The organism is Sedimentibacter acidaminivorans (genome assembly GCF_017873955.1).
Classification (GTDB): domain Bacteria; phylum Bacillota; class Clostridia; order Tissierellales; family Sedimentibacteraceae; genus Sedimentibacter; species Sedimentibacter acidaminivorans.
Window position 1 is genome coordinate 1 of the sequence record NZ_JAGGKS010000009.1, and the last position, 18450, is coordinate 18450.

Consider the following 18450-nt stretch of genomic DNA (forward strand, 5'->3'; position numbering starts at 1 on the left):
TTCGCATCGCTATAAGTATAATGTCCTGTTAATGTCTGTCCAACTTGTGTCGTCCCCGTTATGCTTTGAACCGTCGCTGTAGGTGCTGCTTGCGCAGTTATGATTGCTCCTACTTTAGCACTTTCTACTGCAACTCCTGTTGTTGTTCCCGTTGAAGCTACCGGCGTTACTTCAAAGCTTATATATTTTCCGAGATCTGCAGCCTGAAGTAAATAAGTAGTTGCTGTTGCTCCTGCTATTGCTGCTTTATTTGTCCCAGATGCATCATCTGAACGGTACCACTTGTAGGTTGACGTACCTTCCGCATCTGAGTTCGCATCGCTATAGGTATAATGTCCTGTTAATGTCTCTCCAACTTGTGTCGTCCCCGTTATGCTTTGAACCGTCGCTGTAGGTGCTGCTTGCGCCACTGTAACCGCATTAAAGACACTTAACCCTGCACCGGTAATTGCAAATTCGTTGCTAGTAGTAGCATCATTGGTATATTGCTGTTTTGCTCCATCCGTATAAACCGTATAGGTAGCAATATCACTTGGCAATGTAAAAGCTATTGACTTATAATAACTTTCCGGCACCCACTCAATAACTGGAGCGAGCACAGTACCTACGGAATTGCGCATCTCTGTTTTCGTATTACTATTTTCAGCCGTAGTAAATGTTGCCATTAAAATATATGAGTTTATAGCGCTTCCCGTAACAGCCTGAATTGCAAGATCGCCATATTCACTTAACGCTTTTATTTTAGTTGACGCTTCAATAGTAATCAGAGCGCCTGGGCTTGTAATTCCACCACCGATGCCCGCAGCGTAGACGTCACCTATAGCTATAAGGGTTGAATTTTCAGTAATCGCTATCGTCCCTCCACTGGCACCAGATTTTCCACTCCCTACACCTGAACTATTTTGTCCACCTGCGGTTGTAACAATTGAATTGCCGCAAATCGTTATTTCTCCGCCGCTACCGTATCGACCCCCACCAATACCTGCACCGCCGTAATCACCGCCTGTGGCTGTAACAATTGAATTACCGCAAATCGTTATTTCTCCGCCTTCACCCTGGATTCCACCGCCACCGCCAATACCTGCACCGCCGGATCCTCCTGTAGCGGTTACCGTTCCACCGCTTATGTCAATCGTACCTCCAGACTTCAGTCCGCCGCCGCCAATGCCGGCACCATCACCATTACCTGTAGCTGTTACCGTTCCACCGCTTATGTTGACAGTAGCACTCGTCCCAGACATATTTCCACTTCCGATTCCCGCACCGTAAGTCCCACCTGTCGCTACAATTGTTCCGCCGCTTATATTAATGGTACCATTGTTTCCACCATTACCAGTACCGATACCTGCACCACCTGAACCAGTTTGTCCTACTCCTGTGGCAGTCACCGTTCCGTTATTTATTGTTATTATACCTGCACTGCCTTCATGTCCGCCCCCCATGCCTGCAGCATAAAGTCCACTTGTAGCGGTTATTGTTCCGCCATTTATAGTTATTGTACCTGCATTTTCTTTTTCTCCTCCACCGATGCCTGCAGCCCGTGATCCTCCTGTTACACTTAGAGCTCCGGATCCATCAATATTCAGGGTCGTACCGCTTGGAGCCTGCAATCCAGCCTTATTATATCCGCTTTTAAATGTATTTGTACCCGCAAGAGTTAAATTTACCGTTGCACCGGTCATGTCAAAAGCGCAAGCATCCGAAGTTGCACTTATATCAATTTCCACACCGTTTAACGTGATGTTGGCGGTGATGCCGCTTTGGACCACAATTTTATCCGATGTTGTAGTTACTGAGCTTATGCTGATTGCAGTACCGCTTGTTATCGTAAGAACATCTCCTGCATATGTATAATCTGTATTTAATACTCCACCAGTTACCGTCAAGCCCTCTGCTGCATAAACTGTGAATGTTGAGACCGGTAGCATGGCTAAAACCATGCACAATATCACTAATAAACTTGTTGTTTTTATTTTCATATTTTTTTCCTCCTATTTTTATCTGTCCTTGCTACTTGCTTATTTTTTACTGGGCATAGCTTCCTTTTGACCCACCTGCCTCAAAATACTTTCGGCTTGAAAATCCAAGAATACCTGCGGCTATAGAGGTCGGAAACATACGAATAGCACGATTTAATTTTGTCACACTATCGTTATAAATCAACCTGCTAGTAGAAACCATCTTCTCATATTGATCCACAGCATTCATTGTTTTGATATAGCTACTATCCGTCTTTAAATCTGGATAGCGTTCTGCCACCTCAATAATTTTCTCCTTAACCTCATCAATGATATTTTCTTGTTTGATCACATCGTCAGGAGAAGAGTCCTTCGTTATAGAACGTCTTGCTTGAATGATCTCTTTTATCGTCTTGTATTCATGTTCAACATATCCCCTGGTTAACTCCAAAAGGGATGTCAACATATCCCATCTTGATGATACCTGAACTCCAATTTGTGACATGGCATTGTTAATATTTTCATCCATAACCACAAGGGTACGCTGTACAGAAATGATCCAAAAAATAAGCGCCACTATAATAGCTCCAGATGCAATAATGTAATACATAAGTTTTCCTCCTTTTTTTACAGTAAAGCAAATTTGCCATTTTCTAATTTCTTTTATAAGGTTCTAAAGCCTGTGTTAGGTAGTTCTGCCTACAATTATCAATTAAATGTAATTTTGATATTTAAGGTTTACTCTGAAATTATAGCAGATTTATCATTAATAAAATGTCACTTGCATGAATTGATACATTTTCGACATGAAACGATTATCTTATAAGATTCTTTTACAACAGCTTCACCCGTAATATAAGTTGTTATAGACTTTTCATCACATATATTCTTATATCGATTAATAATTTCACTACTAATCTCATTTAAAGATACACTTTCAAAATTAATTTCGATTGGTTCAGAATCTAATTTCGACATTTCCAACATCTTTTTTATAATTTTATCCATACGATAGACATTAGTCTGAATATGACTGGCATAATGCTCTCTTTTTTCAGTATGAATATCTTTGATCATCCAATACCCTAATTGAATTTTTATAAGGCACTACTAAATAAATAGGGCGGGTACGAAAAAATCATAAAAAAATCCCCCTATCTATAAGCTGAAAATAGATAGGGGGGTGCCGAAAATATTTATTTTTTATTCTCCGTTAAAATAATTCGTGTCCATTAGTTATTAATAAGCTTCGATTCTACCAACAAATTCTTAATTCCCTGTGCTGCTTCTGCATAAGTTATATTTAATTTAGGCGATATTGTTGTTGTGCTTGTACCATTAAATACATGAGCCGCTAATACTTCTTTTACATAGCTTGTAGCCCAGTGGCTTACTTCTTCAAAGTCTTTATAATTCTGGTATCGATTTGAATCCATTCCAGTAAGCTTAGTCATCTTCATAGCTCTTTGATACATCGTCATAGCTTCTTCTCTCGTAATTAACTCATCGGGTTTAAAGGTCCCATCCGTGTAGCCACATACAATACCATATTCACTGGCAACGAGAATGGCTAATGTTCTTTCTCCGGTGCTGCTCACGTCTATAAACTTATTCTCATGGATCGTTTCTTCCCTGTATAAGCCTAGTGCACGAACAATATATTCTGCAAAATCTCCACGGGTAATGGCTTTATTTGGTTCAAATTTCTCTGGATTGAAGATGACAAGTCTTGAGGCCATATCATTGACCGCATCTTTAGCCCAGTGGTTCTCAACAGATTCTACTGTAATTGCATGCCAGATGACAGCGTAATTAGAATTTGTCAAAGAATTCAACTTCGCATACCATTTACCATCCTTAAAGAAGACTTCTGTTGGTACATGACTGTAGGTTCCGTCCGGGTTAAATACGATACCAGTAGTGATTTTACTCTGGTCCACTCCTTCTGGGATTTTCATTATTCTTTCTACATAGTTGCTAAACTTGCTAATTTCCACTTCTTCTGTTGTACCATCTGTTTTTGTGGTTTTTGCAACAATTTCAAATTCAACCGGTGGGAATACAAGCTCCGCACCATTCGCTTTGGCTACTTCGTTGTACTTCTTTACCACCGTCTCATTGAGATTGGTAATCTTCACTTCTACCTTGATGTCAGCGAGATCTTTTTCTGAAATACCAAGATTTTCCGCTACCTTGCTAATTGTAAATTGTTCAGCCGGAATGATGTACTCTATGGTGTCTCTCTTGATGGATACATCAAAAGTATTGTCTTCAAGTTTTTTAACAATATCGCCTGTCAGTTCAACTTTAGCAACTTCTGATTCCGTATCCGACACTGGTACTTGGATGGTGTTGCCACTTCCTTCTGTGTTATTTTTCACTGCATCTTCTATCTTTCCATCAATAGCTTCGCTATTAACAGCTATCGTTACAATACGTTTGCCTTCTTCCTCCGATTTGGCTTCTGTTCCAGCTTCTTCCTCTTTTCCGTTAACAATTACAAACACTTTTTCTTGCACTTGTGGGATTGGTGTTGAATCGTCTCTACCTGATGAACTGCTGCCACCTGAGGATGGCAATTGAGCAATAGTCTTACTTACATTTACTGTATCACTTGCACCATTTAATGTAAGATTCACTGTACCTGTAATAGCACCTGCTGTAGTACTTGTAGCCTTGGTTTTATTAAAACTGTTTGTATCATCCCATTCTACATTTACATCATGTAGTGTGGCATTTGTTGCATTAGTAAGAATAGTCTGTGCTGTGGTTTCGTTGCTCACTGTCAAATTAGAAATTGCTGTTTCAATTGAAGTTTTTGCTTCTGCTAATTTATCAGTATCAGTATGTTCTTTTGTCCACGTACCTGTTTGGGTGCCAGTATAAGTTCCGACACCTCCTGCAAGGTAAGAGCTTCTGAAATTGTTGTTCTTTGTTAGCATATTATCCCCAATTGTTATGTCTGCTTTTGACATTTTGATTGATGTTAATTGATTAGCATGAAATGCCCTACTTCCAATACTTGATACACTATCTGGTATAATAATTGTGGCTAGGCTGTTTGACCGAAATGCATCTTCGCCAATGCTCGTTACACTATCTGGTATTGTTACAGAGGTTAATTGCTTTTCATTGAATGTATCAGATCTAATATTTACAACATCAACTCCACCAATAGTACTTGGTATTACTACATCTTTAGGGCCATCATTTGAGTAATCAGTTATTGTACCTGTACCTTCCTCAAACGTAAATAATGACGGTAATTGTTCAAATGCTGCTGTGATGATACCTTCCTCAGCGTTATTAGTTGCGTTTCCTGTTACGCCTGCTGCTGTGAAGAAGTTTTCTGCTACACCTGTTAATGTGTATCCTGCTTTTGGTGTCAATGTGATTGTTGCTGTGTAGATCGTGCTTGCTGCAAATGTTGCATCTGCTGGTGACCATGTTACTGTTCCTGTATATTGAGCTGTTTCTGTGATTATTGTGACTGGTGTTGCTCCATTGACTGGTGCCGTTACTCCTTGTATCGCTGGAATGTTGATCGCTGATAATGCTATAGTCTTACTTACATTTACTGTATCACTTGCTCCATTTAATGTAAGATTTAATATACCTGTAATAGAACCTTCTGTAGTACTTGCGTTGGTTTTATTAAAACCGTTTGTATTATCCCATGCTACATTTACATTATGTAGTGTGGCATTTGTTGCATTAGTAAGAATAATCTGTGCTGTGGTTTCGTTGCTCACTGTCAAATTAGAAATTACTGTTTCAATTGAAGTTTTTGCTTCTGCTATTTTATCAGTATCAGTAAGTTCTTTTCTCCATGCACCTTCCTGGGTGCCAGTATAAGTTCCAACACTGCCTGCAAGGTAAGAGCTTCTGAAATTGTTGTTCTTGTATAGCATAGAGTCCCCAATTGTTATGTCTGCTTTTGACATTTTGATTGATGTTAATTGATTAGCATGAAATGCCCTACTTCCAATACTTGTTACACTATCTGGGATAATAATTGAGTCTAGGCTGTTTGACCGAAATGCATCTTCGCCAATACTCGTTACTCTGCTTGGTATTGTTACTGAAGTTAGTTGGTTTTCCCTAAATGCTTCATCGCCAATACTTATTACACTATCTGGGATTATAACATTTGTTAATTGATTTTCAAGAAATGCCTGATAACCAATACTTTTTACACTATCTGAAATTTTAACTGATGTTAATTGATTAAAACTGAAGGCATGATCACCAATACTTACAACATCAACTCCACCAATAGTACTTGGAATCACTACATCTTTAGGCCCTTCATTTGAGTAATCAGTTATTGTACCTGTTGCTGGAACAAATGTAAAAGGCGTATCTGCTGCAAATACCTGTGCGGTTCCTATACTTGTAACTAATAATGTTAATACTAATAATTTACTTAATAATTTTTTCATTTTTAGAATGCTCCTTTTTTCTTTTTCAATTATTTTTTAATAATTAAGTTACTCTCTATTCCTTACGCGAAAAGCGTTTATTCTATTTCCTAGCAAATCATTTTATTATCCATAATTTTAGCATATTTCTACAAAAAAAAGACCAAACCTTGCCAACTGGTAAGATTTGATCTTAACTTTATAATCTTAAGGATATTATTTAGGAATTGTTATAATTATCTTTGTCCCAATGCCCATCTTACTTTCTACTTTCAACTCCCCTTTAATGCTTTCAACAATTCCCTTTACCACCACTAGTCCTAGCCCTAGACCGTCTTTTGTCCTGCTATGGTCAATCCTATAAAAAGGTATAAGGATCTTGTCAATCTCTTCTTGATCCATCCCTATGCCACTATCTTCTACTGTAATAATCACTTGTTCATCTAACCTATATTCAACCTTTACTTCTCCCCCATCCTTATTATATTTAAATGCATTATCCACAAGATTATATAACATTCTATCAAACTGAAGAGGCTTAATCGGTAGTAAATAATCTTCTTCCTCCCACACCACTATAAATATTTGATTTTTCTGATTATATATCTGATAATGACTTTTCAGTTTTTCAAGACTTTCTTTCATGCTGGTGGTGTAATCCCCGCCTACATTACTTTCTAGATTGAGATACGCATTGATGTTATCTGTCATCTTTTCCAATTCTTGTACGGCTTCTAAACTGGTCTTTGTGTATACTTTCTTCTCATCACCAGCCATATCGTATTTTTCTAACATTTGATTATTGAGTTTAATCACTGAAAGTGGCAACTTTAAATCGTGACTAATACCCCTAATCAATAAAACTCTTTCGTATTCTTTTTGCTGTTTCTCATATTGGGCCATCTTATTTAGATAGGTCTTAATTACCGCAATCAAGAATCCTAAGACATAAATGATACTGCCAACTTGAGGACCATTCATAAGAGATGATAAATATCCTTCTTTAAAATAGTTTAATTTAATTAGAATCCAATAAAGATTAAATCCTGCAAAAACACTATAAGTGGTTAATAAAATCATGCTGTATGGCTTATCTTTGATATGGCCAATCACGGACATAGAAATCATCACAATAGCGCCCATTAGATATATTATTAAAAATGCAGGGCCATTCACTTCAAATATATATTGACTGGCTAAGATTAAAAACAACCCTAAATATAAAATAATATAGCGCCTTTTTATTTTAAATTGATATAAGGTATAGAGTAGGCTTTGATATAGGAAATAATTGATCGCCGTGGTTAAACTTTCAAAAAAATAGAAATTATGACTGGTAATACCAAAGACCTCACTGAATATATGTACTTCTCCTGAAATACTCCATTTAAAGACGGAAACAATGCTTATTAAAAGGATACTGAACATATATCTGTCCCGATCTCTACGATAAAGCACACTACTGATGATTAAAATAACAAAAAAACAAATCCCCATAAAGGTGTTAACCATGGTTCTTAAAGCAAGATATTTTCTTATAGTATCTTTTGTTCCCAGTAAAAAAAATGGTTTCATCTCATTAATTGTTTTGTTTTGTAATTGTATTTTAGCCCTATAACGGCCATCTATCTCTTTATAATCTCTTTCATTTAGTTCAAACACACCATAAGCAATTTCATTCGTGTAGCCGTCTAAGGTTTTATCATAATTTTGCATTCTGAGTTCATCCGCTATATAAATAGTGTAGGCATACTCGCCACCTTCAAAAACGAATGCTATTTCCTTTTTATCAGAAGATTCTATATAAAAAGTATATAACTCTTCATTATTATATGCCAATATTAACGCCTTTTTGGAGGTCTCTAAAACTTCATCTACATAAATGGTATGCAAATCATCTTTTATATAGTCAGTTACCTTTAGATTAAACCCATAAAAACTATAGATTGTCAATATTCTTATTACAATTAATATAAAGATAGCTAACCCTATTTTTTTAATGACATCTTTATGCATCTTTTTGTCCTCATTAACATACCACCAGTTGATAGCCCTTGCCATAAGCTGTTTCTATGATAATTTCTTGGCTACCAATCTCTGATAAATTCTTTCTAAGCCTCGCAACTAAGGTCTGCATACGATAATTCTCATTCATTTCTTCTTTAAAAAATTCACTGAACTCTGACTTATCAAGATAACTTTTTTCCTCGTACTTTTCAAACAAAACCTTTAAGAGTTTAATTTGACTGGGTTGGATATTAAAGGTTTTACCTCTACATGTTAATTTATTTGTATCGACATTAAAATCAATATCACCTACTTGAATTTCGCTTAACTGTGATATCATTCTTCTTCTCATAGCATTCAACTTATAGATCAATTCATATAAGTCAAATGGTTTAGTTATATAATCATCAGCCCCGTTTTCATAGGAGATACACTTACTTTCTCCATCATCAAGTGCCGTGATCATTAAAATCCTACTATTGTGATACTTCCTAAAAAAAGGAATTAAATCATATCCATTTCCATTTGGCAACATAATATCAAGGAGGATAATATGTGGACGTTCAACCAAAAATGTCTTTTTTCCGCCATCAATGTCTTTCTCGCCAAATGCCATGTATCTTTCTTTATTTAACATATTCACTAAGCTTTCATTTAAAGATGCCTTATCTTCTATCACTAGCACTTTTATTTTCATAGGTTTTTCCTTCTATCTCCCCGTCCACATTCGAAATGCACAAGGCGTATATTCTCATTTAATTTTAACCTAAATTATTCAATTATTAATAATAAATTCTGAACTCAGTTTTCTATCATAATTTTACTATTCTTTCTTTACTACTTCAAGTGCTTTTAAAATTACTTCCATAATTCTATCGGACGTTTATGTTGCACCACTTACAACCTGAAAATCTTTAGAGACTTACTATCATTATTTAACTCTGTTTCCTTGAACCCGCACTTCTTTTATGTTGGATGATTCTGATAATAAAAGTATTTTATGAAGCAAGTCCTCTGTATTTTTTTCTTTATAGAATCTTGGAATATTGTTATTAATATCTATTATTTGAACGTCAAACGAATAACCCTTTTCAAGTTTTCCTATTGGTAAGTCCAATGCTATACCAGCGGCTACCGTAGCAGAATAAAAAGCATTGTTAAGAGTTATGGAAGAGTCTTTTCTTCCTCTTACATCGCTTTGAAGTGAAGGATTAACTCCATCTTGTAGCATTCTTGAAGAAATAACAGCTTGTCGTATAGCTTGATACATACTTGGACTATATCCACCTGATATATCCGTTGCCATTCCAATATTAACACCTTTGCTAGCAAAATCCTTTAATGGCAATACTGAATTTGCAAAATATGCATTTGACAGCGGACTATGTGCAATAGTAGTTTTCTTCTCAGCTATCAGTTCCAAATCGTCTGCTTCTAAGAATGGAGCATGTGCAATAACTGTCTTACTTGTAATTAAACCAAACTTATCTAGTGCTTGAGCATCATTTAATCCATATTTTTCTTTTACAAATTTATGTGCCCAATCACTTTCACTGCAATGAGTTTGAATGTGTACATCATATTTCTTTGCTAACATTCCTAATCCTTCCAATACTTCACTGGTACAGCTTGGAATAAACCTAGGCGTTACAACTGGATAAACTTTTTGTTTATATAAACCTTTAATTTTTAATACTTCATTAATAAATTTTTCCGTTTCATTTATAGCTTCTTCTGGCGAAGAATCCCTACAATACTCAGGATTAGCTTTTGCTTCATCCATTACAACCTTTCCAACTAAGCCGCGCTGACCTAATTCACCGCATAGCCTTGCTAATAATATTGATGGCTCTGTGTCTACTGTAGCAAAATACAATGCTGTTGTTGTACCATGTCTTAATGTCGAGCTTATGATATCGCGATATACATCATTGGCAAACTCTAAATCTTTGTATTTTGATTCTAATGGAAATGTATATTCACCAAGCCATGTCTCTAGTGGTTTATCTAGTGCAGTACCTGCCTGTGGCCATTGTGAAGCATGAATATGTAAATCTACAAAACCCGGAAGCATAACCTCTGAATCAGAAAGTATTCTTAATTTTCCATTTTTCAAATATTTTAGCCTAATTAAATCATAGTCTTTATCTTTTTCTTCGTAAACCTCAACAATATAACCTTCATCATTTACACAAAATATGCCATTGTTTACATACCTTATTTTATCAAAATCCAAACTATAAAATGCATTTCCTTGGATTGCTGTATTATTTAACATAATTTATTCTCCTATTTTTCTTATTATTCATGATTAATAAAGATAGTTACATATATCAATTTACAAAAGCTTGTATTCAAATAAATAATAGGTCAATGAGAAGCACGAAGCCACTTTGTGGCGGCGCTTCGCGTTATTCAAACAAAAACAAGACAAGTAGGATATAGAGATTCTAAAAGTGGACGCTAAAGCGGAAAAGATAATATATAAAATGTTGAAATATATAAGAATATACTTCAACATTTTTTTAAAAAAAATAAAAATAGACGAGTTTTAAATTATCAATTAATATTTAATAACCACAAAAAATATAAAAAAACATTAAAACCACCTACTTTTATGAAAAAAACATACCATATAAATCAAAAAAAATCAATACTAGAATTTACAAGAGGACCACCTTTTTGAGAAGAGAAAATATTGCAAATCAGATTTTTAGGATTTAATTCTTGCAGGCAACACCCAGATTTGAACTGGGATTCCCTACAAAATCTCTTTATTAAAATGTCCTCTTGTGTCTGTTTCCTGATTAAAGACAGCTTTATCCACTCTGCCATTTAATTTGCTTAAAGCCTTCTTAATGGTTTTCACAACCTGCTCTTTTGATTCAACTGTGAAGTTTAATCTGAATGCCTCGATTCCTTTTATGCTTTGTAGCTCATCTAAAAGATTAAGAGTCTTTCCATTAAGGATAGTCGTTGTACAATCATCATGAGAAATGATAGGGAATGTTCCTTGCTCATCTTTTAACTCATAGCTCTTTGTTTTGCAAATACCGCATTGATTCATTTTTTTCATCGGACAATATTTTGTAAACATCAAAGGAGCCTTACCATATACAATCAATTCTAGTGCAGGATGGCCGTCATTTTCTTCATAATAGGCATTAATTAAATCTTCAATTTGTCTCTTATTCAATTCATAAGATAAAGTTACTCGCGCCGCACCTAATCTATATAATTCATAGCAACTAGCAGAATTAACAACATTTAGAGAATAGTCTGTAATAAAAGGATTCGTTTTTCTGTAGTGATAAATTCCGCCATATCCTCCGATTAGTAGCTGCCCTTCTTTTTCCATGTAATCATTCTGGTTTCTTCTAATAATGTTTTCAAAATAGATTTCCTTAATTCCACAGCTCACGCAAGCATCATACTGTTCCTTAGTCGTTACAGAGGCTGTAAGGTATGGTTTTTCAGAGGCAAAGCTTATTTTTTCTTTTGCTTTCAAAGCCTTGGTTCTTTTCTTTTGGCTGTTAAGCTTTAAGTCATATAAGGCCTGTACAATATCTCTTCTTGCTGAATTTAACAGTTTAGCTGGAATAAATGCATTGCATACCTCAAAATCTACATGATTAAGTTCGAATATAGTATCATTTAATCTTGAAAATTGCTTTATTATCTGCTCTTTTGTTGTTGGATTATTAATTGCTTCGCCTAGTATTTCATCGCTTTCATATAAATAATTAAAGCCTAAGCCCTCCGTATCAATGATAAGCTTTGAATCTGGATATGCATACACTCTAATATCTAGGTTAAACCGTTTAAATTCTTTTTCCAGTGATGATTCTAACTCTTTGTAATATAGATAATCCTTCGATATATATACTAAATCACCCTTGGACAACTTTTCTTTAATTTTGATATAGCAGACATCATCTGCTTTGTTGATTAAATTGCCATCTTTATCGTACAGTTTTACAACAGTTAAATTAACATCTTCATTGTTATGATTTATTCTGATTATATCGTTTTGATTTAAAGTGCGTGTAAGTGTTATTTCATACATGTCTTTAACAATCTTGCTAATTCTTCCAATTTCATAACCAAAGTTATTAGGCCTTAAGATGTTTGTAATATCTTTCTTATCTTCGTGAAACAAATATCCTTTAGTAAATGTCCTATTGAATGTTTTATTCAGATTTTCTTTATCTTTTTCGGTTATTTTATTATCTAGGGCCAAGCGATATTTTGATACAACATTAGCAACATACGCAGGCTCTTTCATTCGACCTTCTATTTTTAATGAGTCAATTTCTTTTAAATCATTGATATAATCGATTGTGCTTAAGTCCTTAGTAGATAGAATATAGTTTTTCCCTAAATATGTATCTGTTGTCTTATCAATTAGTTCATATTCCTTACGACATGAACCGACACATCTTCCGCGATTTCCGCTTCGATAGCCGATTAATCCAGACATTAGACAGTTTCCAGAATATGATACACATAAAGCTCCGTGAACAAAAATTTCTAAAGGTATTTTAGCTATTCTTCTTATCTCTTTTACTTTCTCAATCTCAACTTCACGGGACAGAACAACTCTTTTAGCACCAAGTTCTTTAAATAATAAAGTCCCGTCTAAATCGTCTATTCCCATTTGAGTTGAGCAATGTGATTCCATATCAAGAAAGTTTTTAACTATATAATCGAAGGCAGCCAGGTCCTGGACGACAATTCCATCAACACCGATTTCACTTAATTCATGCATCTGCCCTTTCATATCTTCAACTTCGTTTTCGAAAATGATGGTATTCATTGTAACATAGATTTTAACATTCCTCAGGTGCGCATACGTAACAGCCTCTTTTAACGATTCTAAATCAAAATTAGATGAGTATGCACGTGCACCAAATTTTTGCATTCCTAAGTAAATTGCATCACAGCCATTAGAAATTGCAGCTTTTAAAGCTTCCATATTTCCTGCTGGAGCTAATAATTCAGTCATTTTTTCCTCCATACTACCGCTATTGTGCGCTAAGCGCTTCTAACCGGTTGCAAAGTTTTTCTATCTTATAATTGTGTGTAAAATTAAGCTATCGCCCCCCTTGACTTAGGGGGTACACCTTTACGCAGTGTATCATCTTTCTATCAAAACACACGTGTAGACGGTTGCACTGCTTACGAGAAGCGAAAGGCGACTGACAGCATTCTACGACGAAGCCGCATTACGACTGAAGAAGCAGATGTACGGCCGCTTAAGGTTTCCCAAGAAGGGCAGCTAAACGGTCCTCTAAGGAAATTTTCCCTCAACTAATTAGTATGAGGTAACATATAAAAGGCTCTAAACCAGCTCTATTGACTCTCCTTCTGACCTGATAAATCCAGTTAACTGCAAATCTTCAATTCTATCTATTGCGATACTTCTAATTCCTAAAGTCTTCTTTGTTGTTTCATTCAATTCAATTAATTCTGCTTCCAAAATATTATCTAGTAGCCAAGCTCGTTCAACCTTTGAAATAGACTAAAATGGTTGTGTTTATATTTTCCTATTATTAATAAATTCCTCTTGCGACATATAATGCATATATCCCTTAACTTTATTATAATATAATTAAACCTATCATTCAACATTTTGTTTAGAAATAGGATATAAGTCTTCTAAAATTGAAGAAATTGTATGACAAAAAGGATACGAGGGCTCAGCCTCAACGTTAAGAAATTATATGATAAATTGGAAGCATAATTGCAAAAGTGAATATTTCAATAAAAGCACAGGAAAAAACATAGAAATTATTGAAAGAAAGAATTTAATAAAACTATTATATAGACCATTAGATAAAATAAAAGAATTAAATAAAGAAATATTAGAACATGTAAGTTTACAATATCCAGAGTTTATAAATATAGTAAATTTAGTAAAACTTATAGAATTTTCCATCAGCCAATGAAATATTATATTTCTTGCCTCCTAATGATATGAATAATTCTTCAGTCTATAAAAGATAGTGCTTTAAACACTCTCTTTTTAGGTTTTATTGGCTTAACATTGTCATAGTGTTATATAACATCTGTGCAACTTCTGCTCTCGTTGAAGTTGCAGTGGCTGTTACTGTTCCATTACCATTACCGTTTATAATATCTCTACTAACAAGGTACTCAGAGGCTTCTTTTGCATAACTCGATACTTCAACGCTATCAGTAAACTCTGATAACTTATCTCCAATATCAGTTAAACTATCAAGCTGACCATTCTTTTCCATTGCTTTATACACCATATACATCATTTCTTCACGTGTTATTGCCGTATCAGGTGCCATAGTATCATTATAAAATGTGGGTAATATGCTATTTGCTTTAGCTCTTCTGATGTAGTCATAATACCATTTTCCTTCTTCAACATCCTTATAGTTACCCTCTGCATCTGATGTTAAATCAAATATTCTTACCATTAGAGTTGCAAACTCTGCTCTTGTTACAATGCCTGAAGGTGCATATACACCCTCCGCTCTACCATATACTATTTCTCTTGCTCCAATATATGTTACAGCCTCATAGAACCAATCTATTTCCTTCACATCTTCAAATATTACTAGATTATAGCCAACTAAATATTTACTAAAGTGGTCAGTCTTAAAAACTATATTTCCTGTATCGGGGTTATAACTACCTTGTACTTGCTCTAGTTCTCCACTGTCATTAAGGAAGTAAACAACTAAAGCATTAGTGTCTTGACCTTCTTTTGGTGTATATGGAATAGATATTTTTACATAACCACCACCAAAGTCTGAAACTTGTTTAGATCCTTTTGTTACTGTAAAGTCAAATACTGGCACATCTGTATTAGCTAATATTTCTCTTACTTCTTCTGATAGCGTTTCTAAATCTACTGTTTCTACTGATATGCTTACATCACCTGATGAACTAGCATTCTTTAATGTTTCTATAGTTTCACTATCAAACTCTAGGCTTACCATACGATGATTTATTTTCACACTTGCATCCGTATTATCAGCAATATCATCAAATGAACTTCTTGGTATTACTACTTCAATGTTTTCAGTTTCTTTTGTGGTATCAAGGCTTATTTTGATAATTGTATTTTTCCCATCTTTTTCTGCTTTTTCAGCTCCTTCTATTAGAGCGTTAACAGTATTTTTGTCTGCTTCTGCTATCTGAGTATCACCTTTAACTTCTACCTTAACTTTAACAGATATTTCTGTTTGGCCCTCATCATTTATTGTAGTTTCTATTTCTGCTGTAGGAATTGTAGAATTTCCACTACTCCCGTCTGATGATCCGCCAGATGAACCGCCACTTGTTGATTGTGCAGCAGTTGAAATTGTACCTTCAGTGCTTACCGCTGATTCATAAGTAGTTGTCGTTCCTTTTACTCTTTGAGTAAATGTATAATTTGTACTGACTGTTAATCCGCTAAACACATTACTGTCTTGCCATGTACCACCATCTTTTCTATACTCATAACCTGATGTTGGGGATAGTGTAATGCTAGTTGTTGTTGCACTTTGTTTTGTTGGTGCATTTGGTGTAGCTAAAGTTTGTTTATCTACTGTTGTAGTCGCACTACTTTCAATAAAATTATCTCTATTTCCGTTTCCAATATCTGTATCTCTTACTTTTACATTTATTACACTTTCTATTTCATTTTCAGTTAATGTATATCTATTAGAAATAGCTCCGTTTATATCTACTCCATCAGCTTGCCACTGATAGACTAAAGTTCCAAGCTCATTTGTTCCTGATACGCCTACTGTTAGGGTTTCACCAAAGATTGCATTACCCGTTATCTGAACTGTACCAAGTAAAGCATTTGGTGGTGCCTCCGGTGTAGTCGCATCAAATACAGTTGCTGGAGCTGATGCCTTATGAGTTAAAGTTTCTTTTGCTCTTGCATATAAGTCATAGTCTGTTTCTGGAGTAAGTCCAGTAAATGATGTTGATGTTTGCCATGCTGTATTGATATCAAGTGCCACGCCATCATCAACACATGCAAACTCTACTCCGTTTTGTGCTATTACTACAATAGTATCATAAGTAATTGCACTCGTAGTTGTCACTTGCTGTGGCGTGATTATAGCATCTGCTTTTTGCACTACCCATGTTGTACCTTCTTTTATCCCTATACAGTCATCCGCTGTTACTTCTACTTTTATATACCTACCAATATCATCGGCAACTATTATATAAGTATTATTTATTGCATTTGTTATCTCCGTGGTATCTCTATACCACTGATAGCTAAAGTTATCAGTATCGCTATTATCTCCAGTTATACTTAGACTTACTGTTTCATTAAATACTGGTAAAGGGTTACTTACAGTTACTGTTGCTGTAAATTCTGGTGCTGATATTGCTACTATAGCGACATTTGTGTCAATTGTTGCAGTTTGAGTTCCGTTTACTGATGGAACATCATGAGCATCATTAGTTACCGTGCAATAGTAATACCCTGTTCCTGCTGTTGTTATGTCTAGCGTAGTATTTGTTCCTAATGTTTGTGGATTTGTTTTATTTACGTCATCACAGGTATACCACTGATACATTATCCTCCCATTATCAGATGTGGTAGATGTTGCATTAAGAGTTATTCTATCTCCTCTTGTTCCTGTTTGATTACTAAGTGTTGGAACTGTAGGTATCTGTGCATCTACTCTTGCTACTACAGTAATATTAAATGTTGCTGTTTCTCCACCGTATGTTATTGTTACATCTTGAGAATTTCCTACTGTATTAAGCGTATCTCCATTGGCAGGACTTGAGATTAGATCATCTTTGCCTTTTCTGTAATTTGTTCCATCATCGTAAGTTACTTTAACTTCTATACCTGTTAAATCTAGCGTTTCACCTTCTACATAATTAGTAGTTGTAGGCTCTGTTATAACCTCTAATCCACTTACTGCAGAAGGTATCCACTTAACAAAAAATGCCATGTCTCCCGTTGAATCTCGCGGTACGCCTGGCGTCCCATTATTAAAATCACTATCTGTAAACCAACCATCAAATGTATAACCCTCTTTTGTTGGTATACCTAATGTGATAGGGAGTGTTTCCATAGAATATGTTGTTGGTGCATTGCCAAGATTTGTAGCACCTTCCATATTATTATATGTGATGTTATATGTTATGGGTGTCCAATTAGCATAATACGTAGTATCTGTTGGTATAGTTTGAGGGAAAGTAGCTGTAGCACCTGGACCCCAATGCCATACATCAAATATATAGCCAATTCTGGTTGGATTTTCAGTAGGTGCTGTCACATTCTCACCAAGATTAACTAACTGATAAGTATGTTCTCCATATCCATAACCACCATTGCTGTTAAATGTTGCTTGGAATTCTTTTATATGTACATTCGTATTATCTGGAAAAATTTGAACCGGAGCAGCCAAGCTAATAATTAAACCATATGCATCACTTAGATTCTCACAAGAATTAAACATATACGGATGTAATCTCGTTACACTCTTTGGAATTGTTATTTCTGTCAATCCTGAACCTGCAAATGCATAATCCCCTATACTTGTTACACTATTTGGTATAACTACTTCTTTCAATGATGTACAACTAGAAAACGCACTAATACCTATACTTGTTATACTATCTGGCAAAATTACTTTTGTTAAGTTTGTACAACTAGTGAATGCACCATCACCAATAACTTTTACAGGTCGAGTACCTATAAAAGGTGGTATAAATAAAATGCCTTCAGCATCTGTATTACAATCAGTAATGGTTACTAAACCAGTTGAATCTTCAGTATATGTTAGTACTACATTAGTACCTTCAACTGCATAATCTGCTGCATAGGATATGATGCCAAAACTCATAACACAAGTTAGCAGTACCACTAAAAATAATATTTTTTTCATAATTCCCTCCTAATCTATATTACCCAAACTATATCCTGTCATCTTCATCTTGTCACAAAAAAACTCTGAACGACTCGTATTTGATGGTGAACTGTACTGATTAGGGGGGTGAACATTTTCATATATCTTTACGAACAAAAAAAACTAAGCAAGTAACTTATGCTTAGTTTTTTTTTG

General features: G+C 35.1%; 10 protein-coding genes. 1 reads left to right on the forward strand and 9 read right to left on the reverse strand.

The genetic code is table 11. The features are described from left to right. From J2Z76_RS13640 to J2Z76_RS13675, 8 genes are all read right to left on the reverse strand, one after another. A partial coding sequence (locus J2Z76_RS13640; RefSeq protein WP_425347569.1) for a beta strand repeat-containing protein occupies positions 1–1979 on the reverse strand: 1979 nt, incomplete at its 3' end. A 46-nt stretch (positions 1980–2025) separates the two neighbouring features. Next, positions 2026–2568 (reverse strand): LemA family protein, encoded by a 543-nt coding sequence (locus J2Z76_RS13645; RefSeq protein ID WP_209512630.1) that lies wholly within the window; start codon positions 2566–2568, stop codon positions 2026–2028. A 167-nt stretch (positions 2569–2735) separates the two neighbouring features. Further along, positions 2736–2966, reverse strand: coding sequence for a HAMP domain-containing histidine kinase (locus J2Z76_RS13650; protein ID WP_209512631.1), 231 nt, complete (start codon positions 2964–2966; stop codon positions 2736–2738). A gap of 224 nt (positions 2967–3190) precedes the next feature. Then, positions 3191–6400 carry a leucine-rich repeat protein gene (locus J2Z76_RS13655; protein WP_209512632.1) on the reverse strand — a complete coding sequence of 1070 codons (3210 nt, stop codon included), beginning with the start codon at positions 6398–6400 and terminating at the stop codon, positions 3191–3193. A 195-nt stretch (positions 6401–6595) separates the two neighbouring features. After that, positions 6596–8440, reverse strand: a complete 1845-nt coding sequence (locus tag J2Z76_RS13660) for a HAMP domain-containing sensor histidine kinase (protein WP_209512633.1) — start codon at positions 8438–8440, stop codon at positions 6596–6598. Then, positions 8409–9071 (reverse strand): response regulator transcription factor, encoded by a 663-nt coding sequence (locus tag J2Z76_RS13665; protein WP_209512634.1) that lies wholly within the window; start codon positions 9069–9071, stop codon positions 8409–8411. The genes J2Z76_RS13660 and J2Z76_RS13665 overlap by 32 nt, the downstream gene beginning before the upstream one ends. A 246-nt stretch (positions 9072–9317) precedes the next feature. Beyond that, the gene (locus tag J2Z76_RS13670) at positions 9318–10664 is read right to left on the reverse strand and encodes an amidohydrolase family protein (protein WP_209512635.1); all 1347 of its coding nucleotides are present in this window, start codon (positions 10662–10664) and stop codon (positions 9318–9320) included. Positions 10665–11147: 483 nt separating this feature from the next. Then, positions 11148–13391, reverse strand: a complete 2244-nt coding sequence (locus tag J2Z76_RS13675) for a U32 family peptidase (protein WP_209512636.1) — start codon at positions 13389–13391, stop codon at positions 11148–11150. 718 nt (positions 13392–14109) lie between these two features. Here J2Z76_RS13675 and J2Z76_RS13680 point away from each other — a divergent pair. Further along, on the forward strand, positions 14110–14334 hold the full coding sequence (locus J2Z76_RS13680) for a hypothetical protein (RefSeq protein ID WP_209512637.1): 225 nt from the start codon (positions 14110–14112) through the stop codon (positions 14332–14334). 84 nt (positions 14335–14418) lie between these two features. Here the strand turns inward: J2Z76_RS13680 and J2Z76_RS13685 are convergent, their stop codons facing one another. Continuing rightward, a complete protein-coding gene (locus tag J2Z76_RS13685) occupies positions 14419–18273 on the reverse strand; it encodes a leucine-rich repeat protein (RefSeq protein ID WP_209512638.1) in 3855 nt (1284 codons plus the stop codon). Positions 18274–18450 lie beyond the last annotated feature (177 nt).

Bases quoted from the DNA above. Each gene is read 5' to 3' on its own strand.
- J2Z76_RS13675 (WP_209512636.1), bottom strand. From the start codon at position 13,391: ATGACTGAATTATTAGCTCCAGCAGGAAATATGGAAGCTTTAAAAGCT.
- J2Z76_RS13670 (WP_209512635.1), bottom strand. From the start codon at position 10,664: ATGTTAAATAATACAGCAATCCAAGGAAATGCATTTTATAGTTTGGAT.
- J2Z76_RS13685 (WP_209512638.1), bottom strand. From the start codon at position 18,273: ATGAAAAAAATATTATTTTTAGTGGTACTGCTAACTTGTGTTATGAGT.
- J2Z76_RS13655 (WP_209512632.1), bottom strand. From the start codon at position 6,400: ATGAAAAAATTATTAAGTAAATTATTAGTATTAACATTATTAGTTACA.
- J2Z76_RS13660 (WP_209512633.1), bottom strand. From the start codon at position 8,440: ATGGCAAGGGCTATCAACTGGTGGTATGTTAATGAGGACAAAAAGATG.
- J2Z76_RS13645 (WP_209512630.1), bottom strand. From the start codon at position 2,568: ATGTATTACATTATTGCATCTGGAGCTATTATAGTGGCGCTTATTTTT.
- J2Z76_RS13650 (WP_209512631.1), bottom strand. From the start codon at position 2,966: ATGGATAAAATTATAAAAAAGATGTTGGAAATGTCGAAATTAGATTCT.
- J2Z76_RS13680 (WP_209512637.1), top strand. From the start codon at position 14,110: ATGATAAATTGGAAGCATAATTGCAAAAGTGAATATTTCAATAAAAGC.